We start from the raw sequence: 17,589 nt of genomic DNA on the forward strand, positions 1-17,589 counted from the left end.
GAATCCCGGTGCAGGGGCGCGTGGCGAAAAGGCTGGACATCCCGCCACATCCCGGCGATTTCAGGGGCGACGCGAAGGGAGAGGACATGCGTTTGCGCTTGCCGATGACGCGGCCCGGCATGGTGATCGGGCTTTTGGGGGGATCGTTCGACCCGCCCCATGCGGGGCATGTGCATATCAGCCGCGAGGCACTGCGGCGCTTTGGCCTCGATCGGGTGTGGTGGCTGGTGAGCCCCGGCAACCCGCTGAAGGCGCGGGGGCCGCAGCCCTTGGAGCGGCGGATGGCGGCGTGCCGGGCGCTGGTGGATCATCCGCGCATCCACGTCAGCGATTTCGAGGCGCAGGTCGGCACGCGCTATACCGCCGAGACGCTGGCGGTGCTGCAAAAGATGCGGCCGCATGTGCATTTCGTCTGGCTGATGGGCGCCGACAACCTGGCGCAGTTCGAGCATTGGCAGGACTGGCGGCAGATCATGGATACCGTGCCGATCGGCGTGCTGGCCCGGCCCGGGCAGCGCATTTCGGCGCGGATGTCGAAGCCGGCGCGGATTTATCGCACGGTGCGCATCCCGGCGCGGCAGTCGCGGGCGCTGCGCATGGCCGCCCCGCCGGCGTGGTGTTTCGTCAATGTCCCGATGAGCGCGCTGTCGTCGACGGCGCTGCGGGCACGGGGTGACTGGGGCGATCTTTCGGAAAGTTGATCGCACGCCCGCGACATGGTGCCGACAGGGGCGAATTGCGGATTGTGTGACCTGCCGCGCTTGGGTTAATTGGACCCATGCGTACGAACATTTCCCGACGGTTCCTGTTGACGACGGCGCTGGCCAGCCTGGCGGGTGGCGCGATGGCCGATGCGCCCAAGGTGTCGCTGCGCCCGCAGCTGCGCCCCGAAGGCGGCGCCGAGGCGGCGCGCATTCGCTCGGTTCCGAGCGTCGACGCGCTGATCGAGCGTGCCAAGCTGGGCGGGGACGTGGGGTTCGCGGTCATCGACGTGAAGTCCGGCAAGCCGCTGGAAGGCGTTGGAGCAGGCGACGGTATGCCGCCCGCGAGCGTGATGAAGGCGATTACCGCGCTTTACGCGCTGGAGACGCTGGGCGAGGGATACCGGTTCGAGACGCGGCTGATCGCGACCGGGCCGGTCAAGGACGGGGTGCTGGACGGCGACCTGGTGCTGGCGGGCGGCGGCGACCCGGTGCTTGACACGAATGGCCTGGCCGACATGGCCGCGCGGCTGAAGAAGGCCGGGGTGACCCGGGTGACCGGCAAGCTGCGGGCCTGGGCCGGGGCGCTGCCCTTTACCCGGTTCATCGACGACGAGCAGCCCCTGCACGTGGGCTATAACCCGTCGCTGTCGGGGCTGAACCTGAATTTCAACCGGGTGCATTTCGAGTGGAAGCGGTCGGGCGGGGATTACACCGTGGCGATGGACGCGCGGTCGGACCGCTATCGCCCGTCGGTGCGGGTGGCGCGGATGCGCGTCGCGAACCGCAAGGGGCCGGTCTATACCTACGAGGACGCGGGCGACCACGATGCGTGGACCGTGGCGTCGGGCGCGCTGGGCAATGGCGGGTCGCGCTGGCTGCCGGTGCGGCGGCCGGGGGATTATGCCGCCGAGGTGTTCACCGCGCTGGCGCAGGCGCAGGGCGTGACGCTGAGTGCGGGTGAGGTGTTCGAGGGCACGCCCGAAGGCAAGGTGCTGGTCAGTCACCTGAGCGAGCCGCTGGTGCCGATCCTGAAGGAGATGTTGAAGTATTCCAACAACCTGACCGCCGAGCTGGTCGGGCTGACGACCAGTGCCGCGCGGCTGGGCCAGCCCGCGGACCTGGCGGCCTCGGGCGCCGAGATGAGTGCCTGGGCACAGGAGACACTGGGCATGACGGGGGCCAAACTGGTCGATCATTCGGGCCTGGGCGAGATGTCGCGGGTGACGCCGCTGGGCATGGCGCGGGCGCTGGCGCGGGTGCACGGAGACGGGCGGCTGAAGCCGATCCTGAAGCCGTTTCTGATGCGCGACAGCCAGGGCGGCATCATGCGGGACCATCCCGTCAAGGTCGCGTCAAAAACCGGGACGCTGTATTTCGTCAGCACGCTGGCGGGATATGCGACGGCGCCGGACGGCACCGAGCTGGCCTTTGCGGTCTTCACCCATAACGCCAAGCTGCGCGAGCCGATCGACAGCCGGTCGGACGTGCGCCCGCCGGGCGCGTCCAGTTGGAACCGGAGGGCCAAGCAGCTTCAGCAGGGGTTGATCGAACGCTGGAGCGTGATGTACGCGGGCTGAGCCTGATCCTTGGGCCGTGACGCTCGACGGTTGTGGTGACGGCGGGGCGCAGGTCTGATGCGTGAAAAAATCCCTAAAATTGTCGATATTCCAGAAACAGTTACCTCAAATTTGCCTTAATTCGAGGCAACGTTGGCGCCGGAAATCAGCGCGAACAGGAGTAGCGATTAATGCAACGTATCTGGGTATTCGGATCTGTCCTCGTCACCGTCATTGCGGCCCTCAAGACCTTGCTGGTCGTTCATTTCGCCTTTGGGGGCGTCTCGGGCGCGCCGAGCCTGGTGGTGTTGTCGGGGCTTTTCGCGCTGTTCTTTGCGCTGACCGCGGTGGTGGCCTATGTCGCCTGCACGCAGCTGACCCGGCACGTGGTGCAGAAGCGCCGTGAAAAGCTGGCCCCGGGGATGAGCGAGCCCGTCGCCAAGGAAACCGTCATCTTGCGCCACGCGCCGGACTGGGGGCTGTCGCAGGCCGAGGCGGACGTGGCGATTTTCGTGGCCAAGGGATTTTCCAACGGTGAGATCGCGGACATGCGCGGCAGCGCGATCACCACGGTGAAATCGCAGTTGGGCCGGATCTATCAGAAATCGGGCCTTGAATCGCGCTACCAGCTGATTGCCTTCGTCACCGACGAGGTGGTGTCGATGGCGCGCGAGGCCGAAGAGCCCGCCGCGAAGATCAGCACCAAGGATGCCCTGCCGCTGGTCGGGCGCCGCAAGCAGCACGCGGCCTGATACCGCCGCCCGGCATTACTGGACCAACCGGATGAGTTCGCAGTGATGCCCGGTCAGGGTCAGCTCGCCCGATCCGAGCTCTAGCCCCACACTCGCCAACACGCTGTCCACCACGCCATCGACCGGCGTGGTGAGCGCGGCCAGAAGCTGGGCCGGAAGGTTGGCGAGCAGGGTGTTGACGACCGGGGCCGCGAGGCCGGTGACAAGGCCCTGCTGATCGGGCTTGATCCGGATTTCCGTGGTCTCGGACGACAGGAGCGTGCTGACGGCGTTGGTCACCAAGAGTTCCGAGCCGAAGCTGCGCACGGTGTCGCCGCTAGCCACGTCGCCATGGGTGAATGTGATGCGGTCGGTGTTCGATCTGCCGACGGCGACGTGGCTGCGGGCCTGGACCACGAGGTCGGCCAGCACCAGGTCGGCCAGCACCAGGTCGGGCAGCACCAGGTCGGGCAGCAACGGCACCGGGATGGCGATGCGCACGGTCAGAAGATCGGCAAAGCCGAGGCTCGCGGGATCAACGGGCGCGGTGGCGCTGGTGCCTGCGGGCAGGGTGCCGAGGTAGAGCGCGGCGACAGCGGTGCCGTTTTCCGGGTGCAAGGGCGTATGTGACACCAGGAAGGACGCGGCAGGGTCGGACGGGCGCGAGGCGCTACAGCTGATTTCGTCCAGCGTGGCGGTGGCGCCGGCGAGTTCCACGTAAAGCGGTACATGCAGATCGGTGGCGGTGACCTCGGCGGCCAGCCCGGTCAGCAGGCCGGGATCGGCGTCGATATCGAGGCCAAGGCGCGCGGCGGCGCGGTGCAGTTGCACGCCTTCCTCGCCCAGGGCGACCCAGCCCGATTGCGCGGGCGGCTCACCGGCGGTCAGTTGCGCGTCGACGCCGACGATGCCGGCGCCGTCGAGGTCCAGATCCAGAGAGGCGGCGTTTATATCTTCGCTGGCAACCACGGCCTTGACGATATCGAGGGCCGTGACGTCGATTTCGATCAGGAAATCGGTGGCGGTGAGACCAAGGCGGGTGTCGATGCCGCCGATGACCGCGGCCACGTCGATCTGTTGGCCCGCGGCGGCGCTGGCCAGCCCGGTGAGGCTGCCGGCGAGGGCGGGCGGCAATTCGGCGGCCAACGCGTCGAGCAGGGTGTCGGCGGTGGTGACGCGGTTCAGCACCTCCGCCGGGTTGCGGGAGGGGCCGCCGGTGAGCCCGTCGAGGGTATCCAACAGGGTGCCGAGATTGACCCGCGCGTCGGCCAGAAGGGCGAGATCACCCACCCCGATCGCGGCGCCGACGCCGTATTCCGCCGTCAGCACGGCATCGAGCGCGGCGGGGTCGAGATCGGCCAGATGGCTGTTCAGTGAAAAGCTGGCCGCGCCGGTCCGGGTGGCCATGGCGGTGCGGCTGAGGTCGACGGAGGGCGTGCCGCTGAAGATCTGGGCGAAATGGAGCGGCGACGCGTCGCTGAGCGTGACCTGGGCGGCGTTCACGACGTCTGTGTCGTCGTCGAGCGGCATGAACCGCTCGGTCCGGGGAATGGCGGGGTTGCGGAAGTAGCGCCCGGTTTGCAGCTCGGTGAGCGTGGAGGCGGCGCGGTCATTTTTGGTTATGGCGTCGATGGCGCGGTCTTGCGCGGCGGAGGCGTCGGCGACGGCGCTCATCGCGCCGAGGTCGCTGGCGGCCTGAAGCCGGGCGCGGTCGCGGTAGAGCGCGGCGACGTCGACGCCGAGCGCCACGAAGCCGAAGAGCACGGTCAGCATCAGCGACACGATGATGGCGACGACGCCGGACTCGTCGCGCCGGAAGCGGGCAATGCGGTCAGTAAGCGACATAGGCCCGCCCCTTGATGGTGTCGATCCCGAGGCCGAGAAAGCCGTTGGCCACGTCGAGCAATGTGCCTTGGGCGGCATAGGTGACGTTGACGGTGATGCTGCCCATCGCCGCGCCGGAATAGGCGAGCGAGGTGGAGAGCGCGTCGTCCGTCAGCAGGGGATAGCGGGTGGCGCCCTCGGCCAGATACGCGGTGGCGATATCGCGCCGCTCGGTCTCGTCGAGGCCCGCGACCGAGGCGCGGGCGGCCCCGGCGGCCAGCTGGTGCACGGAATGGCTGACGCCCATGTAGAAGCCAAGGGTGATGATGCCGAGGATCAGCGCGAAGAGGATCGGTGCGATGAGCACGAACTCGATCGCGACGGCGCCGGTGGTGTCGCGGGCGAAGCGGCGGGCGGCGATGGTCAGGGAATGCGTGGTCATGATCTCAGCGCCCCGCAAGGATGTTGTCGAAGATCGAAAGCCCGGCGGGCCCGACCAGCACCACGAAGACCGCCGGCATGATGCAGAAGATCAGCGGGATGGTCATCAGGACGGGCAGGCGGGCGGCCTTTTCCTCCATCGCGATCAGGCGGTTGGCCCGCTGTTCCGACACGAGGTTGCGCATGGCGCGGGCGAAAGGTGTGCCGTAGGTGTCGGACTGGTCCAGCGCCTGGGTGAAGATCGCGATCTCGGGCAGCGGCACGCGCGCGCGCAGCTTGTCATAGGCGGTGCGGCGGTCATTGGTCATGGCGATTTCGGCCACCAGTTGGCGGGTCTCTGCGGCAAGCTCGGGGGCGCTGCATTGCAGTTCGCGGGAGACGCGGTGCAGCGCCTGCTGCGGGCCTTGGCCCGCCTCGGACGCGATCACCAGCAGTTCCAGCAGGTCGGGAAAGCTGCGGCGGATTTGGCCCATGCGGGCGCGGCGGCGGGAATCGACCACCATGTCGACGCCCATCGACATGCCGAGCGCCACGGCCAGGACAATGGCCGAGGGGATGAGCGCAGGCATGCCGATGGGATAGACGGTCACCACCCAGACACCACCGGACAGGAAGGCACCGACGGGCAGGACCGTTTTCAGGAAAGCGTAGATCAGAAGCGCGTCGCGGCCCTGGTAGCCGGCCGAGCGCAGGTCGGCGGCGGTGTCGCGTGCCTCGCCGCCGAGAATCGCCGACAGGCGTTCGCCCATGCGCAGGACCACCCGGCGCAGCGCCGAGCAAATCCCGGCCAGCGCGCCGGACCGGCGGGCCTTCCCCGGCGCGGCGCTGCGGGGGGCAAGGGCCTCGCCGTTCGCGCGGCGCAGGCGCAGCATCAGGACGGCGCGGCGGCGTTCGGTATCGACCAGAGCGCCAAGGCCGAAGGCCACCAGAATCAGCCCTGCGAAGGCCATCCAGGACAGGATATCTACCGTGGACTCAGACATCCGCGCGCCCCATCCGGGCCATCACGAAGACCCCGAGTGCCACGCTGGTCAGCGCGCCGGCCGCCATCACCTGGCCGCGCGGATCGGTGAAGAGCGGCTGGAGATAGGCGCCGTTCAGCACGAAGAGCGCGAGCGCGATGCAAAAGGGCAGGGCCGCGAGGATCATGGCGCTGGCGCGGGCCTCGGATGACAGGGCCCGTGCCTTCTTGCGCAGCTTGCGGCGTTCGCGCAGCTGTTCGGCGAGGTTTTCCAGCGTCTCGACAAGGTTGCCGCCGGAATCGGCCTGAAGGGCGGTGGCCACGGCGAAAAAGCCAAGCTCGGCTGTGCGCAGGCGCTGGTAGAGCGCCGCGAGGCTGTCCTGAAGGGACGTGCCGAGGCAGATCTCGCCATGGGTGCGGGCAAATTCGGCCTGAACGGGGCCGGTGGTGGTCTCGACCACGATGCGCAGGGAATCCGCGATGGGCCGTCCGGCACGCAGGCCGCGGGCGAAGATGTCGAGCGCATCGGGCAGCCCTTCGGTGAAGGCGGCCTGGTAGCGGGCGCGGGCGTAGCGCAGCACGACCAGCGCAAGCAGGACCGGCAGGACCACGGCGAGCACCAGCGCGATGAGCGGGTTGAGCCCGGCGTAAAGCACCGCGAGGCCGTAAATTGCCAGCGCGGCGATGGCGATCTGGATGCAGATATCGGTGGGCGTCAGCCGCAGGCCGGTCTGGGCCAGAAGCGCCTCGATCCGGGGGGTGAGGCCGGTGATGTCGGGCGCGTCACGATTGGCCCGGCGCGGCTTTTTGGACGCCGCGGGGGCGGGGCCGGCGAGGCCCCGCTGCATCCGGGCCTGGTGACGGCGGCGGGTGCGGTCGGCATGGACCAGCGCGCAGAGCACGAGGGCGGTGAAGGTGACGATGCTAGCGGTGAGGACGATCAGGAACAGGCTCATGGGTTATCCTCTCAGCACGGCGTCGAGGTCGGCGCTGACACCGTAATCGGCGGCGCGGCCGGCGAATTTGGGGCGATAGCCGGAATAGCGGTAGGTGCCGCGCACTTCGTTGCGGGTGCTGTCGGGGTCGGTCTCGAAGGTGAAGAGATCCTGGAGGGTGACGACATCGCCCTCCAGCCCCGCGACCTCGGATATCGAAGTGATGCGGCGGGTGCCGTCGCGCATCCGGGAGATCTGGATCACCAGTTGCACGGCATCGGCCAGTTGCCGGCGGACGACACCGGAGGCCATGTCGAAGCCCGCCAGTGCGGCCATGCTTTCGATCCGCGTCATCGCCTCGCGCGGGGAGTTGGCGTGGAGCGTGCTCATCGAGCCGTCATGGCCGGTGTTCATGGCCTGTAGCAGGTCCAGCACCTCGTCGCCGCGGATCTCGCCGATGATGATGCGGTCGGGGCGCATCCGCAGCGCGTTGCGCACCAGCGTGCGCATGGTGACCTCGCCCTTGCCCTCGACATTGGGCGGGCGCGTCTCGAACCGGACGACATGCGGTTGCTGGAAGCGCAGTTCGGCGGCATCCTCGATGGTGACCAGCCGTTCGGTGGCGGGGATGAAGGCCGACAGCGCGTTCATCAGCGTGGTCTTGCCCGAGCCGGTGCCGCCCGAGACCAGCACGTTGAGCCGCAGGTAGGCGGCAAGTCCGAGAAAGCCCGCCATCTGTTCCGACAGGCTGCCGTTTGCCACGAGGGTTTCCATCTTCATCGGGTCGGCGGGGAACTTGCGGATGGTGATGGTGGGGCCGTCGATGGCGAGCGGCGGAATGGCGACGTTGACGCGGCTGCCGTCCTTGAGGCGGGCATCGACCATCGGCTGCGCCTCGTCGATGCGGCGGCCGACGGCGGCGACCATGCGGGAGGCCACGGCGTGGACATGGGCGTTGTCGCGAAAGCGCGTGGCGGTCAGTTCCAGCTTGCCGCGGCGTTCGGCATAGACCCGGTCGGGGCCGTTGACCATGATGTCGGTCACGGTTTCATCCGCCAGCAGGCGTTCCAGCGGGCCGAGGCCCAGCATGTCGGCCAGCACGGCCTGGACGAGGTCGGCGACCTCGCGGCCGTTGAGGTGCATCTTGCGCTGTTCGGACAGGCCGTGGATCGCGTCGTGGATGCGGCTTTCCTGCTCGGGGCGGGGCAGGCCGGCCACCTCGGTGAAGTCGAGCACGTCGGAGAGCGCCTGGATCATTTCGCCGGCCATGGCGGAGATGTCGGAGGCGGAGGCCGCGGCGGCGTTGACGGACTCGACCAGCGCGGGAAGTTTCGGCTCGGGCGCGGGGCGCGGTGCGGTATCGGACGCGCGGGGCGGTGCCGGGGCGTGGGCCTCGGCATTGGCAGGAGTGTCGGCCGGGGCGTGGGCCGAGGCCCGTGGCACTGCGGTGGGCTGCGTCGCAGGTGCGGTGCGCGAGGGCGCGTCGCCGCCCAGTTCGGCCACGGCCTGTGCCAACAGGGCGCGTTGGTGGGAGAGGGGGATCGGCGTCCCGGCGGCCTCGACCACGAAGGTCAGCGCCGTGTTCACCTTTTCCTCGACCGACAGCCCGTTGGCGTCGATGTGGCGTGCGATGTGCAGCACCCGGTCGAGCGCGGCCCGATTGTGATGCTCGATAACCTCGTGTTTCATCCGAACAGTCTCTTGCGGGGTTTGCGCAGGGCCGTGGCGGCGCTCGCCGGTTGCATGGCGGCCTCGAAGACGGTGCGCACGGCGCGGGACCAGGGCGCGCGCGGTTGCAGCGTGACGAGCGGCTTGGCGGCCTTGTGCGCGCGGGCCAGCGCCGGGGCGCAGCAGGGCAGCGTCGCGGTGAGCGGCATCTGAAGCGTCCTGGCGATGTCCTTGGGGCGCAGACCCGCGTCCTTGCGGGTGTCCGACAGCACGGCGAGGATCGGCAGGTCGGGATTGTCAGCCCGGATCCGGGCCGAGAGGCGGCTGGCGGCGTTGACCCCGGCAAAGCCCGCGGGCAGCACCAGCACCAGCCGGTCAAGCGTGCCGATCACGTCGGGCTGGCGCAGGGCAAGGCCGCGCGGCAGGTCGACGATGACGGTGTCGAACGCCTCGCGCAGGCGGGGCAGGAGGGCGGCGATGCCGGGCTCGTAGGCGGCGGCGGCCTGGTCGCCGCGCACCTGGCCGGAATAGAGTGAGAGCGTGTCGCTTACCTGGTCCATGGTCGCGCCGATGAAGGTGGTGTCGACGCGGTCGGGCGCGCGCAGGGCGTCGAACAGACCGCGGGTTTCGTCCCGGTCGAGGTCGATGGCCTGGCTGCCGAATTCCAGATCGGCATCCACCAGCGCGGTATTGCGCGCGGCACCCTTGGGGGCGGCGGCGTGGGCGGCGAGATTGAGGGCCAGAAGGCTGGCCCCGGTGCCGCCCTTGCAGCCGAGAACGCCGATGGTGAGGCCCCGGGACGCTTCGGGCGACGGCGTCGCCGGTGCGGCGACGGGGCCGGGCGTGGGGGCGTTGGTGGCGGCGAGGATGTCCGATGCGTTTGCCGGGAGGCAGAAATAGTCGCGGGCGCCGGCCTGGCGCAGGGCGCGGTAGGTGGCGATGTCGTCGACAGTACCCAGCACGATCACGCCGATACCGGCGCGGGCCAGTTCCTCGACGCATTCAATGGCCATGGGCAAGCTGATCTGGCCCATCTCGGCCAGGATGCATTTCACCGGCGAGGCGCCGGTCAGGAGGCGCGCCGCCCCGCTGAGCCCGCCGCCATGGATCGCCTTGGCCATCTGGCCGCTCTCGGCCAGGACGGCGCGGGCCGTGGCAGCCCCGGTATCGGTGCAGACATAGGCCTGAAGCGCGGGGGCGACGCCGTCTTGGGTATCGAAAGGCATGGGGCGGTCTCCGGGTAGCGGTGGGGTTGGGAAGGTGGATCGGGTGCGTGGAGCGGCCGACCGGGATCTGGCCGCTCCGTCGCGCGGCTCAGGTGCCGCCACTCGTACCTTGGGCTTTTTCAAGCTCGGTGTTCATCGTTTCGAAGCCGGTGTTGGTGTTGGTGCCGAGCGTGGCGACGGTACCGACGATCACGGCGCCCACGAGTGCGGCGAAGAGGCCGTATTCGATGGCTGTGGCGCCATCCTCGTCACGGGCGAAGGTGCGGGCGATGGTCTTGATGGATTTACGTGCGATGGTCATGATCGTGTCTTTCCGTGGTTTTGAACAGGTTTGTGGATGCGGGCCGCAACGACCCCGGTGTGCCCCGACACTGACGCCTGCCGGGGCAATGCGAAATCCTCCCTCGGTCGGTGGGCGGCTTTACGACCCCATCGTCGGAAGGTCGTCCGACCAAGGTCGTACGGGTTTCGGGACGCAATGTGGCCGCTTTGTGGCGGAGCGCGCGAGCGGGTGATCCGGCGTCCGGGGGTAGGATGCGGCGACGCGGGACGGGGCGCTGCGTCAAGCGGGATAGTGCCGCGCCGGACCGCAAACAGGGGCGGTTCGCGGCGGTGATTCGACTCTCGCGGCAGGTCCCGGGTCAGGCCCGGGACGGGGGATGGCCTAGCGGCTGCGGTCGAGCTTGGTCGCGAGGTGAATGAGCGATTCCGAGCCGCGCACGCCCTTGGCGTCGCCGATGCGGTCGAGTGTCTCGTCGAGCTCCTCGGTGGTTTCGGCCTCGAGCGTGACGATGAGGTCGAAGCGCCCGGACGTGGTGTGGACGCGGCGCACGCCGGGCAGGGATTGCAGGCGCGAGAGCACGGTGGGCTGGCTGCGGGCCTCGATCTGCACCAGCGCGGTCGCCCGCAGCGGGGCGCGGCGCGCGGCGTTGAGGCGCAGGGTATAGCCCAGGATGATGCCGGAGGTTTCCAGCCGGTCGAGCCGCGCCTGTACCGTGGTGCGTGCAAGGCCCAGCCGGCGGGCGATGGTGGCGACAGGAATGCGGGCGTTTTCCTGCAGGAGGGCGATCAGGGCCTCGTCAAGTTCGTCTGTTTGCATGATTCCCTCGGCGTTGTGCCGAAATTATACTGCATAAAGTGCAATCTGACCTGACAAAATCACCACGTTTCGCGGCACACTATGGAAAAGACGACCCGAGAGGCAGAGCGATGCAACATCAGACATCCCCGTGGGACACGCCCGTGGCGCATCTGACGCGCCAGAAACCCGATGCGCCGGTGCTTTATTTCAGTCCCGAGGTCCTGCAGGCCACCGCGCGGCGGTTCCTGACCGGCTTTGACGGGCTGGTGACCTATGCGGTCAAGGCCAACCCGGGCGAGGAAGTGCTGGCGAACCTGGCCGCGGCCGGTGTGCCGGCCTTCGACGTGGCCAGCCCGGCGGAGATGCGGGCGGTGCGAAAGGCGGCGCCGGATGCGGTGCTGCATTACAACAACCCGGTGCGATCGGCGGCCGAGGTCGAGATGGCCGCGAAGATGGGCGTGGCGTCTGCTTCGGTGGATTGCGCGTCGGAGCTGGACAAGCTGGCGGGCCTGCCGCGCGACATGGAGGTGACGGTGCGGCTGGCGTTGCCGGTCAAGGGTGCCGCCTATGATTTCGGCGCGAAGTTCGGGGCGGGGCCTGACGCCGCGGCGGGGCTGCTGCGCAAGGTGGCCTATATGGGGTTTCGCCCCGGCCTCTGCTTTCATCCGGGCACGCAATGCGCCGATCCCGGTGCGTGGGGCGCGTATGTGCGGGCCAGTGCGGAGGTGGCGCGGGCCGCCGGTGTGACTTTGGAACGATTGAACGTGGGTGGCGGATTTGCCGCGCATCGTTCGGGCGTGGCGCCGGACCTGGAGGCGATTTTTGATCATGTGGCAGAGGTGACCGCCTCGGTATTCGAGGTGCCGCCCCGCCTGGTCTGCGAGCCGGGGCGGGCGATGGTGGCCGAGGCGTTCACGCTGGCCGCACGCGTGAAGGCGGTGCGACCGGACGGAAGCCTTTTCCTGAACGACGGCATTTACGGCGCGCTGGCCGAGGCGCGGGACATCGACGCGCTGACGCGGGTGCGGGTTGTCAGCCCGAACGGGCGGCCGCGCGGGGGCGCCCCGGTGGCGCGGGTGGTGTTCGGGCCGACCTGCGACAGCCTGGACCGGCTGCCCGATCCGCTGGCCTTGCCGGGAGACGTGGCCGAAGGCGATTACGTTCTGTTCGAGGGGATGGGGGCCTATTCGCGGGCGCTGGCGACGCGGTTCAACGGCTACGGACCCGAGGGGCCGGTGACGGTGGCGCGCCTGATCTGATCGGGGGTGGACACCGCGCCGTCGGGCGTTAGGGTCGCGGTAGATTTCCCGCGCAGAGGTGTCCCCACATGACCGAGCAGCGCATGGCCAAGTTCGGCCGCTCTCAACCCGTGAGCCGGATCGAGGACCGGCGGTTTCTGACCGGGGCCGGGCGGTACACGTCCGATTTGTGGCCGGAGGAGTGCTTGCGGGCCTATCTGTTGCGGTCGGTCGAGGAGCATGCGCAAATATCGGTGGATGCGCAGGCCGCGCGGGAAGCGGACGGCGTGCGCCTTGTGCTGACGGCGGACGACCTGGCGCAGGCGGGGATCACCGAAGGGATGCCGGCGCTTTTGGTGGAAAACCGGGACGGCAGCATGGGGTCGGCACCGAAGCGGCCCTTGCTGGCCGAAGGGCGCGTGCGCTTTGTCGGAGAGGCGATCGCACTGGTGGTCGCCGAAAGCCTGGACGCGGCGCGGGATGCGGCGGAGTTGATCGAAGTCGATTATGACAGCCTGCCGGTGCACCTGGAGCGGGCGCCGGGCGGTCAGGCGCTGCATGACGCGGCGCCGGAAAACCGGGCGTTCGATTTCGGCATGGGCGACGCGGACGCGGTGGAGGCGGCGCTGGTCGGGTCGGCGCATGTGGTGCGGATGCCGCTGGAAGACAACCGGGTGATCTCGAACCCGATGGAAACCCGCAGCGTATTGGCGCAGATGGAAAAGGGCCGTCTGCACATCGCCTATGGCGGGCAGAACGTCTGGAACACCAAGGCACATGCGGCACGGATCCTGAAGATGGCGGAGGACGATATCCGGGTCACGATCCCGGATGTGGGCGGTGGCTTCGGCACCAAGGCGCCGGATTATCCCGAGACCCTGCTGGTGGGACAGGCCGCGCGGATGCTGGAGGCGCCCGTGGCCTGGGTGGCGGACCGGACCGAGGGGATGCTGTCGGACACGGGCGCGCGGGACCTGGAGCATGACCTTGTGATGGGGTTCGATGACGATCTGCGGATCACGGGCTACCGCGTGGATACCAGGATGAACCTGGGCGCCTATAACAGCCCGCTGGCGCAGAACATCCAGACCAACCTGTTCGCCAAGGTGATGATGGGGGTTTTTGATATCCGCGCCGCTTACCTGCATGTTGAGGGGTTTTACACCAACACCACGCCGGTCGATGCCTATCGCGGGGCCGGGCGGCCCGAGGCGATCTATGCGCTGGAGCGGCTGATGGACCACGCGGCGCGGGAATTGGGCGTGGATGTGTGGGAGCTGCACCGGCGGAATTTCATCCGTCCCGGGCAGTTTCCCTATACCACCGCCTTTGGCGAGACCTATGATGTGGGCGATTTCGCGCGGGTGCTGGACAGCGTCGCGCGGCACGCGGACCGCGACGGGTTCGCGGCGCGCCGTGCGGCAAGCGAGGCGCGGGGCAGGCTGCGTGGGATGGGCTTGTGTTTCTATATCGAGAGCATCCTGGGCGACCCGGCGGAGGGCGCGCAGATCGAGTTTACCGAAGAGGGCGTGCGGCTTTACGTGGGCACGATCTCGAACGGGCAGGGGCATGAGAGCGTCTATGCGCAATTCCTGAGCGACCAGACCGGGGTGCCGGTGGAGCACATCGAGATCGTGGCCGGCGACACCGACCGGATCGCGCAGGGCGGCGGCACGGGCGGGTCACGCTCGGTGACGGTGCAGAACAACGTGACGCTGGTGACGGTGGACGCGATGGTTGACGCGTTCCGGCCCTACCTGGCCGAGAAGATGGGCGTCGATGCCGACGCGGTGGAGTTCGACCACGAAACGTTCCGCGCACGGGGATCGAACCAGACGCCGACGCTGCTGGAGGCCGCCGCGTGGGCGCGGGCGGACGGGCGCGACGATTTGATGAGCCACAAGAAACGCGCGGAACTGGAGGCGCGGTCCTTTCCCAATGGCGCGCATGTCTGCGAGGTGGAGGTCGATCCCGAGACCGGCGCGGTCACGGTCGCGCGCTACACGGTGGTCGACGATTTCGGGAACCTCATCAACCCGATGCTGGTGGAAGGCCAGATCCATGGCGGCGTGGTGCAGGGCATCGGGCAGGCGCTGTGCGAACGGGTGGTCTATGACGCGGACGGGCAATTGCTGACGGCGAGCTTCATGGATTACGCGATGCCGCGGGCGGACAGCATGCCGATGATCGGTTTCGACACCGAGCCGGTGCCGTCGACCACCAACGTGATGGGCATGAAAGGCTGCGGCGAGGCCGGGACCGTGGGGGCGATGGCCGCCACGGCGAACGCGGTGTTCGATGCGCTGCAGGGCCGGGGCGTGCGCCGGGCCGACATGCCCTTTACCCCGCACCGCGTCTGGATGATGTTGAACCGTGATGAGCTGGACGAAACGCGTTAGCCGGGCTGTCCGGCGGCTGGTTGGCCTGACCCGTGGCGAGCGGGCGCGGATCAAGCATGGTCCGCGCGGGGCGGTGACGCATGTGATCATCCTGGACGGCACCATGTCCTCGCTCGATCCCGGGCTGGAGAGCAATGCGGGCCTGACCTTCAAGCTGTTGAACGAGGAGGTGGGGGCGGCGCTGTCGCTGTATTACGAACCGGGGGTGCAGTGGCCGGACTGGCGGCGGACCGGCGACGTGATGCTGGGGCGGGGCATCAACCGGCAGATCCGCCGGGCCTATGGCTATCTCGCGTCACGCTATCGGCCCGGCGACCGGATTTTCCTGTTCGGGTTCTCGCGCGGGGCCTATGCCGTGCGGTCGCTGGCCGGGGTGATCGACCGGATCGGGCTGTTGCGGGCGGAACACGCGACCGAGCGGCAGGTGAGGACGGCCTATCGCCATTACCGCGACGAGGCCAGGAGTACGGCTGCGGCGGCCTTTACCCGGGAACTGTGCCACGAGACCTCGCAGATCGAGATGGTCGGGGTCTGGGATACGGTGAAGGCGCTGGACTGGACCGGTCCGCTGATCTGGCGGCTGCTGACGCCGAAGAACGCCTTTCACAGCCATGCGCTGGGGCCGCATATCCGGCACGGCTATCACGCGCTGGCGCTGGACGAGACGCGGCGGGTCTATACGCCCGTGATGTGGGAAACCGGACCGGGGCGTGCCGCGGGCGAGGGCCGGGTGGAGCAGGTCTGGTTCCGCGGCACTCATGGCGATGTGGGCGGGCAGCTGGACGGGTTTCACGCGGCACGGCCGTTGTCGAATATCCCGCTGGTCTGGATGCTGGAACGGGCGGAGGCGCATGGGCTGACCCTGCCCGAGGGGTGGCAGGCGCGGTATCCGACGGATGCGCAGGCGCCGTCGGTCGGCAAGTGGCGGGGCTGGGGGAAGATATTCCTGTTTCGCAAGGCCCGGGTGGTGGGGCAGGATCCGTCCGAGCGGCTGCATGAGAGCGTGCAGGGCCGCGCCGCACCGGATGCCCCGGATGCACAGGCGGTGACGTAGGCGGGGGCAAAACTTTTGAAAAAGTTTTGGCAAATCTTTTCTGAAAAGATTTGGCGCGAGGTGTCAGGCGGCGGCTAATACGCCTCGTGACGCGCCAGCTTTCGGGCCAGCCACCAGCATGCGACGGCGACCGCGGCGCCGACGTAGCCGTCGATTGCATAATGCCAGGCGAGATGCACGGACCCGATCATGGTGACCACGGCGAAGGCGGTCAGAGCCCAGCCTACCCATCGGTTCAGGCCAAACCCGAAAACGGCCATCAGGACCGCCGTCGCAACGTGCATGCTGGGCATGGCGGAAATACCGCTGATGCCGCGACCGTCCCGATAGGCGTCCAGCAGCATCTGGTGCACATCGAGCGCCCAGACAGGGCTGGTTTCGGCAAACTGGTGAAGTGTGCCGACAAGCGGCTTGAAATCTGCGCCGAACCCGAAAAAGTCATAATAAACCGGGCCGACAGACGAAAAGACCGTCGCCATGACGTTGCCGCCGATGGTCCAGGTCAGGACGTAGGCGATCAGGAAGGTATGACGCAGGGCCGGCTGGCCTTTCCAGAAGCAGCACATGAAAACGATGAAGTAGAGAAGAAAGAACCAGAAATGGTAGGCCGCGTTCAGGACGGTCGTCAGAAAGGGCGTGCCGAACACCTGCATCACCAGAACATAAGGATCGTATCCGCCATGCAGGGCACGGTCCAATCCGGCAAAAAGCGGGTCCCATGAGAACGGATTCATCACGGGAATGGTTTCCTTGAGAAAGGTAAAGCTGCCGCAGAACACGGAGATCGACAGAAGGGCTGCACCGCCCGCCACCAGGCGTTCCGGATCGAGCAGCGTGTCGCGCGCATCTGCGAGAAACCGTCGTGCAGGGTTCGGGGGGCGGACCCAGATGGCGAGGTGGAAGAAATGCGCAAACATGATCAGGATCATGAAGACCGGCACAAGTACCTTGAAGAGCAGCATTAGGATCGGCACCGCGCTGGCGCGAAAGGGAACCCCGAGAAGCAGGCTGACACCGAGCGCCGACATCACGTGAAAAAGCGACAGTGAGATCAGGACGCGGTGCGTGCTGATGGCGCGGAGGAAAAGGTCGCCTCGCGCAGCAACATTTACAATCGTCGTCATTGAGCGGCCTCCACGCCAGATCTTGAAAAAGCGTGTAGCTGCGCAACAGGGCGTGTGTTTGGCTAGATTTTGCCGATTTGACGGCGGGCCGGGTGAAAGCGTCGGTGAAGGGTCACGAGCGTGCGCTGAAGGAAGGCCGCCGGATCACGCGGCGTCCATGATCAGGCAGGTGGTGCTCCCGGTGGCATAGAGCTTGCCATCGTTCTTGCCGCGCAGTTCACCGACCGCGGTGGCGGTGCGGCGGCCGCCGTGCTGGGTGGTGCCGGTGGCCACCGCGGCCATCCCCATGGGCAGGGCGCGGGTGAGGTTCACCTTGTATTCAAGTGTCGTGTAGACTTGGCCCTTGTCCAGCAGGGTCATCACCGCGCAGGCCATGCAGGAGTCGAGGATCGCGCCGTACCAGCCGCCATGCACGCCGCGCATCGGGTTGAGGGCGCCGAAACCGGGGGTGCCTTCGAACACCACGCGGCCCTTATCGGCGGAGAGGGCGGTGAAGCCGAGCGTGGCGCCGATGGGCGGGGCGGTCAGGCGGCCCGCGATCATGTCGCGCATGAAGTCGAGGCCCGAGCGGGACAAGAGCGCGTCCATGTCGGGCATCTGCTCGAGCGATGTGGCGGTGAAGGGGCTGGGTGTGTCTGTCATGGCGG

The 17,589-nt window shown here is 68.0% G+C and carries 16 protein-coding genes; 6 read left to right on the forward strand and 10 right to left on the reverse strand.

Translation table 11 applies throughout. The features are described 5' to 3' along the window. Nucleotides 1–86 precede the first annotated feature (86 nt). The 3 genes from RBB18_RS06680 (at nucleotide 87) to RBB18_RS06690 (ending at nucleotide 3,012) form a co-directional block, all read left to right on the forward strand. Nucleotides 87–701: a nicotinate-nucleotide adenylyltransferase gene (locus RBB18_RS06680; protein ID WP_306112080.1), complete on the forward strand. Its 615-nt coding sequence runs from the start codon at nucleotides 87–89 to the stop codon at nucleotides 699–701. A 77-nt stretch (nucleotides 702–778) separates the two neighbouring features. Then, nucleotides 779–2,281, forward strand: coding sequence for a D-alanyl-D-alanine carboxypeptidase/D-alanyl-D-alanine-endopeptidase (gene dacB / locus RBB18_RS06685; protein WP_306112081.1), 1,503 nt, complete (start codon nucleotides 779–781; stop codon nucleotides 2,279–2,281). 170 nt (nucleotides 2,282–2,451) lie between these two features. Next, on the forward strand, nucleotides 2,452–3,012 hold the full coding sequence (locus RBB18_RS06690; RefSeq protein WP_103762253.1) for a helix-turn-helix transcriptional regulator: 561 nt from the start codon (nucleotides 2,452–2,454) through the stop codon (nucleotides 3,010–3,012). Between the two features lie 15 nt (nucleotides 3,013–3,027). Here RBB18_RS06690 and RBB18_RS06695 read toward each other — a convergent pair whose 3' ends face one another. The 8 genes from RBB18_RS06695 to RBB18_RS06730 form a co-directional block, all read right to left on the reverse strand. After that, on the reverse strand, nucleotides 3,028–4,836 hold the full coding sequence (locus RBB18_RS06695) for a TadG family pilus assembly protein (RefSeq protein WP_306112082.1): 1,809 nt from the start codon (nucleotides 4,834–4,836) through the stop codon (nucleotides 3,028–3,030). Continuing rightward, nucleotides 4,823–5,257 carry a TadE/TadG family type IV pilus assembly protein gene (locus RBB18_RS06700; RefSeq protein ID WP_306112083.1) on the reverse strand — a complete coding sequence of 145 codons (435 nt, stop codon included), beginning with the start codon at nucleotides 5,255–5,257 and terminating at the stop codon, nucleotides 4,823–4,825. The genes RBB18_RS06695 and RBB18_RS06700 overlap by 14 nt, the downstream gene beginning before the upstream one ends. Nucleotides 5,258–5,261: 4 nt before the next feature. Continuing rightward, nucleotides 5,262–6,239: a type II secretion system F family protein gene (locus RBB18_RS06705; RefSeq protein ID WP_306112084.1), complete on the reverse strand. Its 978-nt coding sequence runs from the start codon at nucleotides 6,237–6,239 to the stop codon at nucleotides 5,262–5,264. Further along, the gene (locus tag RBB18_RS06710) at nucleotides 6,232–7,173 is read right to left on the reverse strand and encodes a type II secretion system F family protein (protein ID WP_306112085.1); all 942 of its coding nucleotides are present in this window, start codon (nucleotides 7,171–7,173) and stop codon (nucleotides 6,232–6,234) included. The genes RBB18_RS06705 and RBB18_RS06710 overlap by 8 nt, the downstream gene beginning before the upstream one ends. Before the next feature lie 3 nt (nucleotides 7,174–7,176). Beyond that, nucleotides 7,177–8,841, reverse strand: a complete 1,665-nt coding sequence (locus RBB18_RS06715; protein ID WP_306112086.1) for a CpaF family protein — start codon at nucleotides 8,839–8,841, stop codon at nucleotides 7,177–7,179. Next, nucleotides 8,838–10,046: a hypothetical protein gene (locus tag RBB18_RS06720; RefSeq protein ID WP_306112087.1), complete on the reverse strand. Its 1,209-nt coding sequence runs from the start codon at nucleotides 10,044–10,046 to the stop codon at nucleotides 8,838–8,840. The genes RBB18_RS06715 and RBB18_RS06720 overlap by 4 nt, the downstream gene beginning before the upstream one ends. 88 nt (nucleotides 10,047–10,134) lie before the next feature. After that, the gene (locus RBB18_RS06725) at nucleotides 10,135–10,347 is read right to left on the reverse strand and encodes a Flp family type IVb pilin (protein WP_103762260.1); all 213 of its coding nucleotides are present in this window, start codon (nucleotides 10,345–10,347) and stop codon (nucleotides 10,135–10,137) included. Nucleotides 10,348–10,710: 363 nt separating this feature from the next. Beyond that, entirely contained in the window at nucleotides 10,711–11,145 is a 435-nt protein-coding gene (locus RBB18_RS06730; RefSeq protein ID WP_103762261.1) for an Lrp/AsnC family transcriptional regulator, read from the reverse strand. A 110-nt stretch (nucleotides 11,146–11,255) separates the two neighbouring features. Here RBB18_RS06730 and RBB18_RS06735 point away from each other — a divergent pair, with 110 nt between their 5' ends. The 3 genes from RBB18_RS06735 (at nucleotide 11,256) to RBB18_RS06745 (ending at nucleotide 15,818) form a co-directional block, all read left to right on the forward strand. Next, nucleotides 11,256–12,386 carry a type III PLP-dependent enzyme gene (locus tag RBB18_RS06735; protein WP_306112088.1) on the forward strand — a complete coding sequence of 377 codons (1,131 nt, stop codon included), beginning with the start codon at nucleotides 11,256–11,258 and terminating at the stop codon, nucleotides 12,384–12,386. A gap of 83 nt (nucleotides 12,387–12,469) precedes the next feature. Continuing rightward, entirely contained in the window at nucleotides 12,470–14,764 is a 2,295-nt protein-coding gene (locus RBB18_RS06740) for a xanthine dehydrogenase family protein molybdopterin-binding subunit (protein ID WP_306112096.1), read from the forward strand. Then, complete coding sequence (locus RBB18_RS06745; RefSeq protein WP_103762263.1) at nucleotides 14,742–15,818, forward strand: DUF2235 domain-containing protein; 1,077 nt, start codon at nucleotides 14,742–14,744, stop codon at nucleotides 15,816–15,818. The genes RBB18_RS06740 and RBB18_RS06745 overlap by 23 nt, the downstream gene beginning before the upstream one ends. A gap of 74 nt (nucleotides 15,819–15,892) precedes the next feature. On the opposite strand, the gene RBB18_RS06750 is transcribed toward RBB18_RS06745, so the two are convergent. Further along, nucleotides 15,893–16,942: a phosphatase PAP2 family protein gene (locus RBB18_RS06750; RefSeq protein WP_306112089.1), complete on the reverse strand. Its 1,050-nt coding sequence runs from the start codon at nucleotides 16,940–16,942 to the stop codon at nucleotides 15,893–15,895. Nucleotides 16,943–17,086: 144 nt separating this feature from the next. Beyond that, nucleotides 17,087–17,584 (reverse strand): PaaI family thioesterase, encoded by a 498-nt coding sequence (locus RBB18_RS06755; protein WP_274592510.1) that lies wholly within the window; start codon nucleotides 17,582–17,584, stop codon nucleotides 17,087–17,089. Between the last annotated feature and the right edge of the window lie 5 nt (nucleotides 17,585–17,589).

Origin of the sequence: Roseovarius sp. MMSF_3298 (assembly GCF_030733705.1) — a bacterium.
In the GTDB taxonomy this organism is placed as follows: Bacteria; Pseudomonadota; Alphaproteobacteria; order Rhodobacterales; family Rhodobacteraceae; genus Roseovarius; species Roseovarius confluentis.

What these genes read in the sequence shown, in the direction of transcription:
- RBB18_RS06680 (WP_306112080.1), top strand. Translation starts at nt 87, where the DNA reads ATGCGTTTGCGCTTGCCGATGACGCGGCCCGGCATGGTGATCGGGCTT.
- RBB18_RS06690 (WP_103762253.1), top strand. Translation starts at nt 2,452, where the DNA reads ATGCAACGTATCTGGGTATTCGGATCTGTCCTCGTCACCGTCATTGCG.
- dacB (WP_306112081.1), top strand. Translation starts at nt 779, where the DNA reads ATGCGTACGAACATTTCCCGACGGTTCCTGTTGACGACGGCGCTGGCC.
- RBB18_RS06740 (WP_306112096.1), top strand. Translation starts at nt 12,470, where the DNA reads ATGGCCAAGTTCGGCCGCTCTCAACCCGTGAGCCGGATCGAGGACCGG.
- RBB18_RS06730 (WP_103762261.1), bottom strand. Translation starts at nt 11,145, where the DNA reads ATGCAAACAGACGAACTTGACGAGGCCCTGATCGCCCTCCTGCAGGAA.
- RBB18_RS06735 (WP_306112088.1), top strand. Translation starts at nt 11,256, where the DNA reads ATGCAACATCAGACATCCCCGTGGGACACGCCCGTGGCGCATCTGACG.
- RBB18_RS06745 (WP_103762263.1), top strand. Translation starts at nt 14,742, where the DNA reads ATGAGCTGGACGAAACGCGTTAGCCGGGCTGTCCGGCGGCTGGTTGGC.
- RBB18_RS06725 (WP_103762260.1), bottom strand. Translation starts at nt 10,347, where the DNA reads ATGACCATCGCACGTAAATCCATCAAGACCATCGCCCGCACCTTCGCC.
- RBB18_RS06710 (WP_306112085.1), bottom strand. Translation starts at nt 7,173, where the DNA reads ATGAGCCTGTTCCTGATCGTCCTCACCGCTAGCATCGTCACCTTCACC.
- RBB18_RS06700 (WP_306112083.1), bottom strand. Translation starts at nt 5,257, where the DNA reads ATGACCACGCATTCCCTGACCATCGCCGCCCGCCGCTTCGCCCGCGAC.
- RBB18_RS06750 (WP_306112089.1), bottom strand. Translation starts at nt 16,942, where the DNA reads ATGACGACGATTGTAAATGTTGCTGCGCGAGGCGACCTTTTCCTCCGC.
- RBB18_RS06755 (WP_274592510.1), bottom strand. Translation starts at nt 17,584, where the DNA reads ATGACAGACACACCCAGCCCCTTCACCGCCACATCGCTCGAGCAGATG.
- RBB18_RS06715 (WP_306112086.1), bottom strand. Translation starts at nt 8,841, where the DNA reads ATGAAACACGAGGTTATCGAGCATCACAATCGGGCCGCGCTCGACCGG.
- RBB18_RS06695 (WP_306112082.1), bottom strand. Translation starts at nt 4,836, where the DNA reads ATGTCGCTTACTGACCGCATTGCCCGCTTCCGGCGCGACGAGTCCGGC.
- RBB18_RS06720 (WP_306112087.1), bottom strand. Translation starts at nt 10,046, where the DNA reads ATGCCTTTCGATACCCAAGACGGCGTCGCCCCCGCGCTTCAGGCCTAT.
- RBB18_RS06705 (WP_306112084.1), bottom strand. Translation starts at nt 6,239, where the DNA reads ATGTCTGAGTCCACGGTAGATATCCTGTCCTGGATGGCCTTCGCAGGG.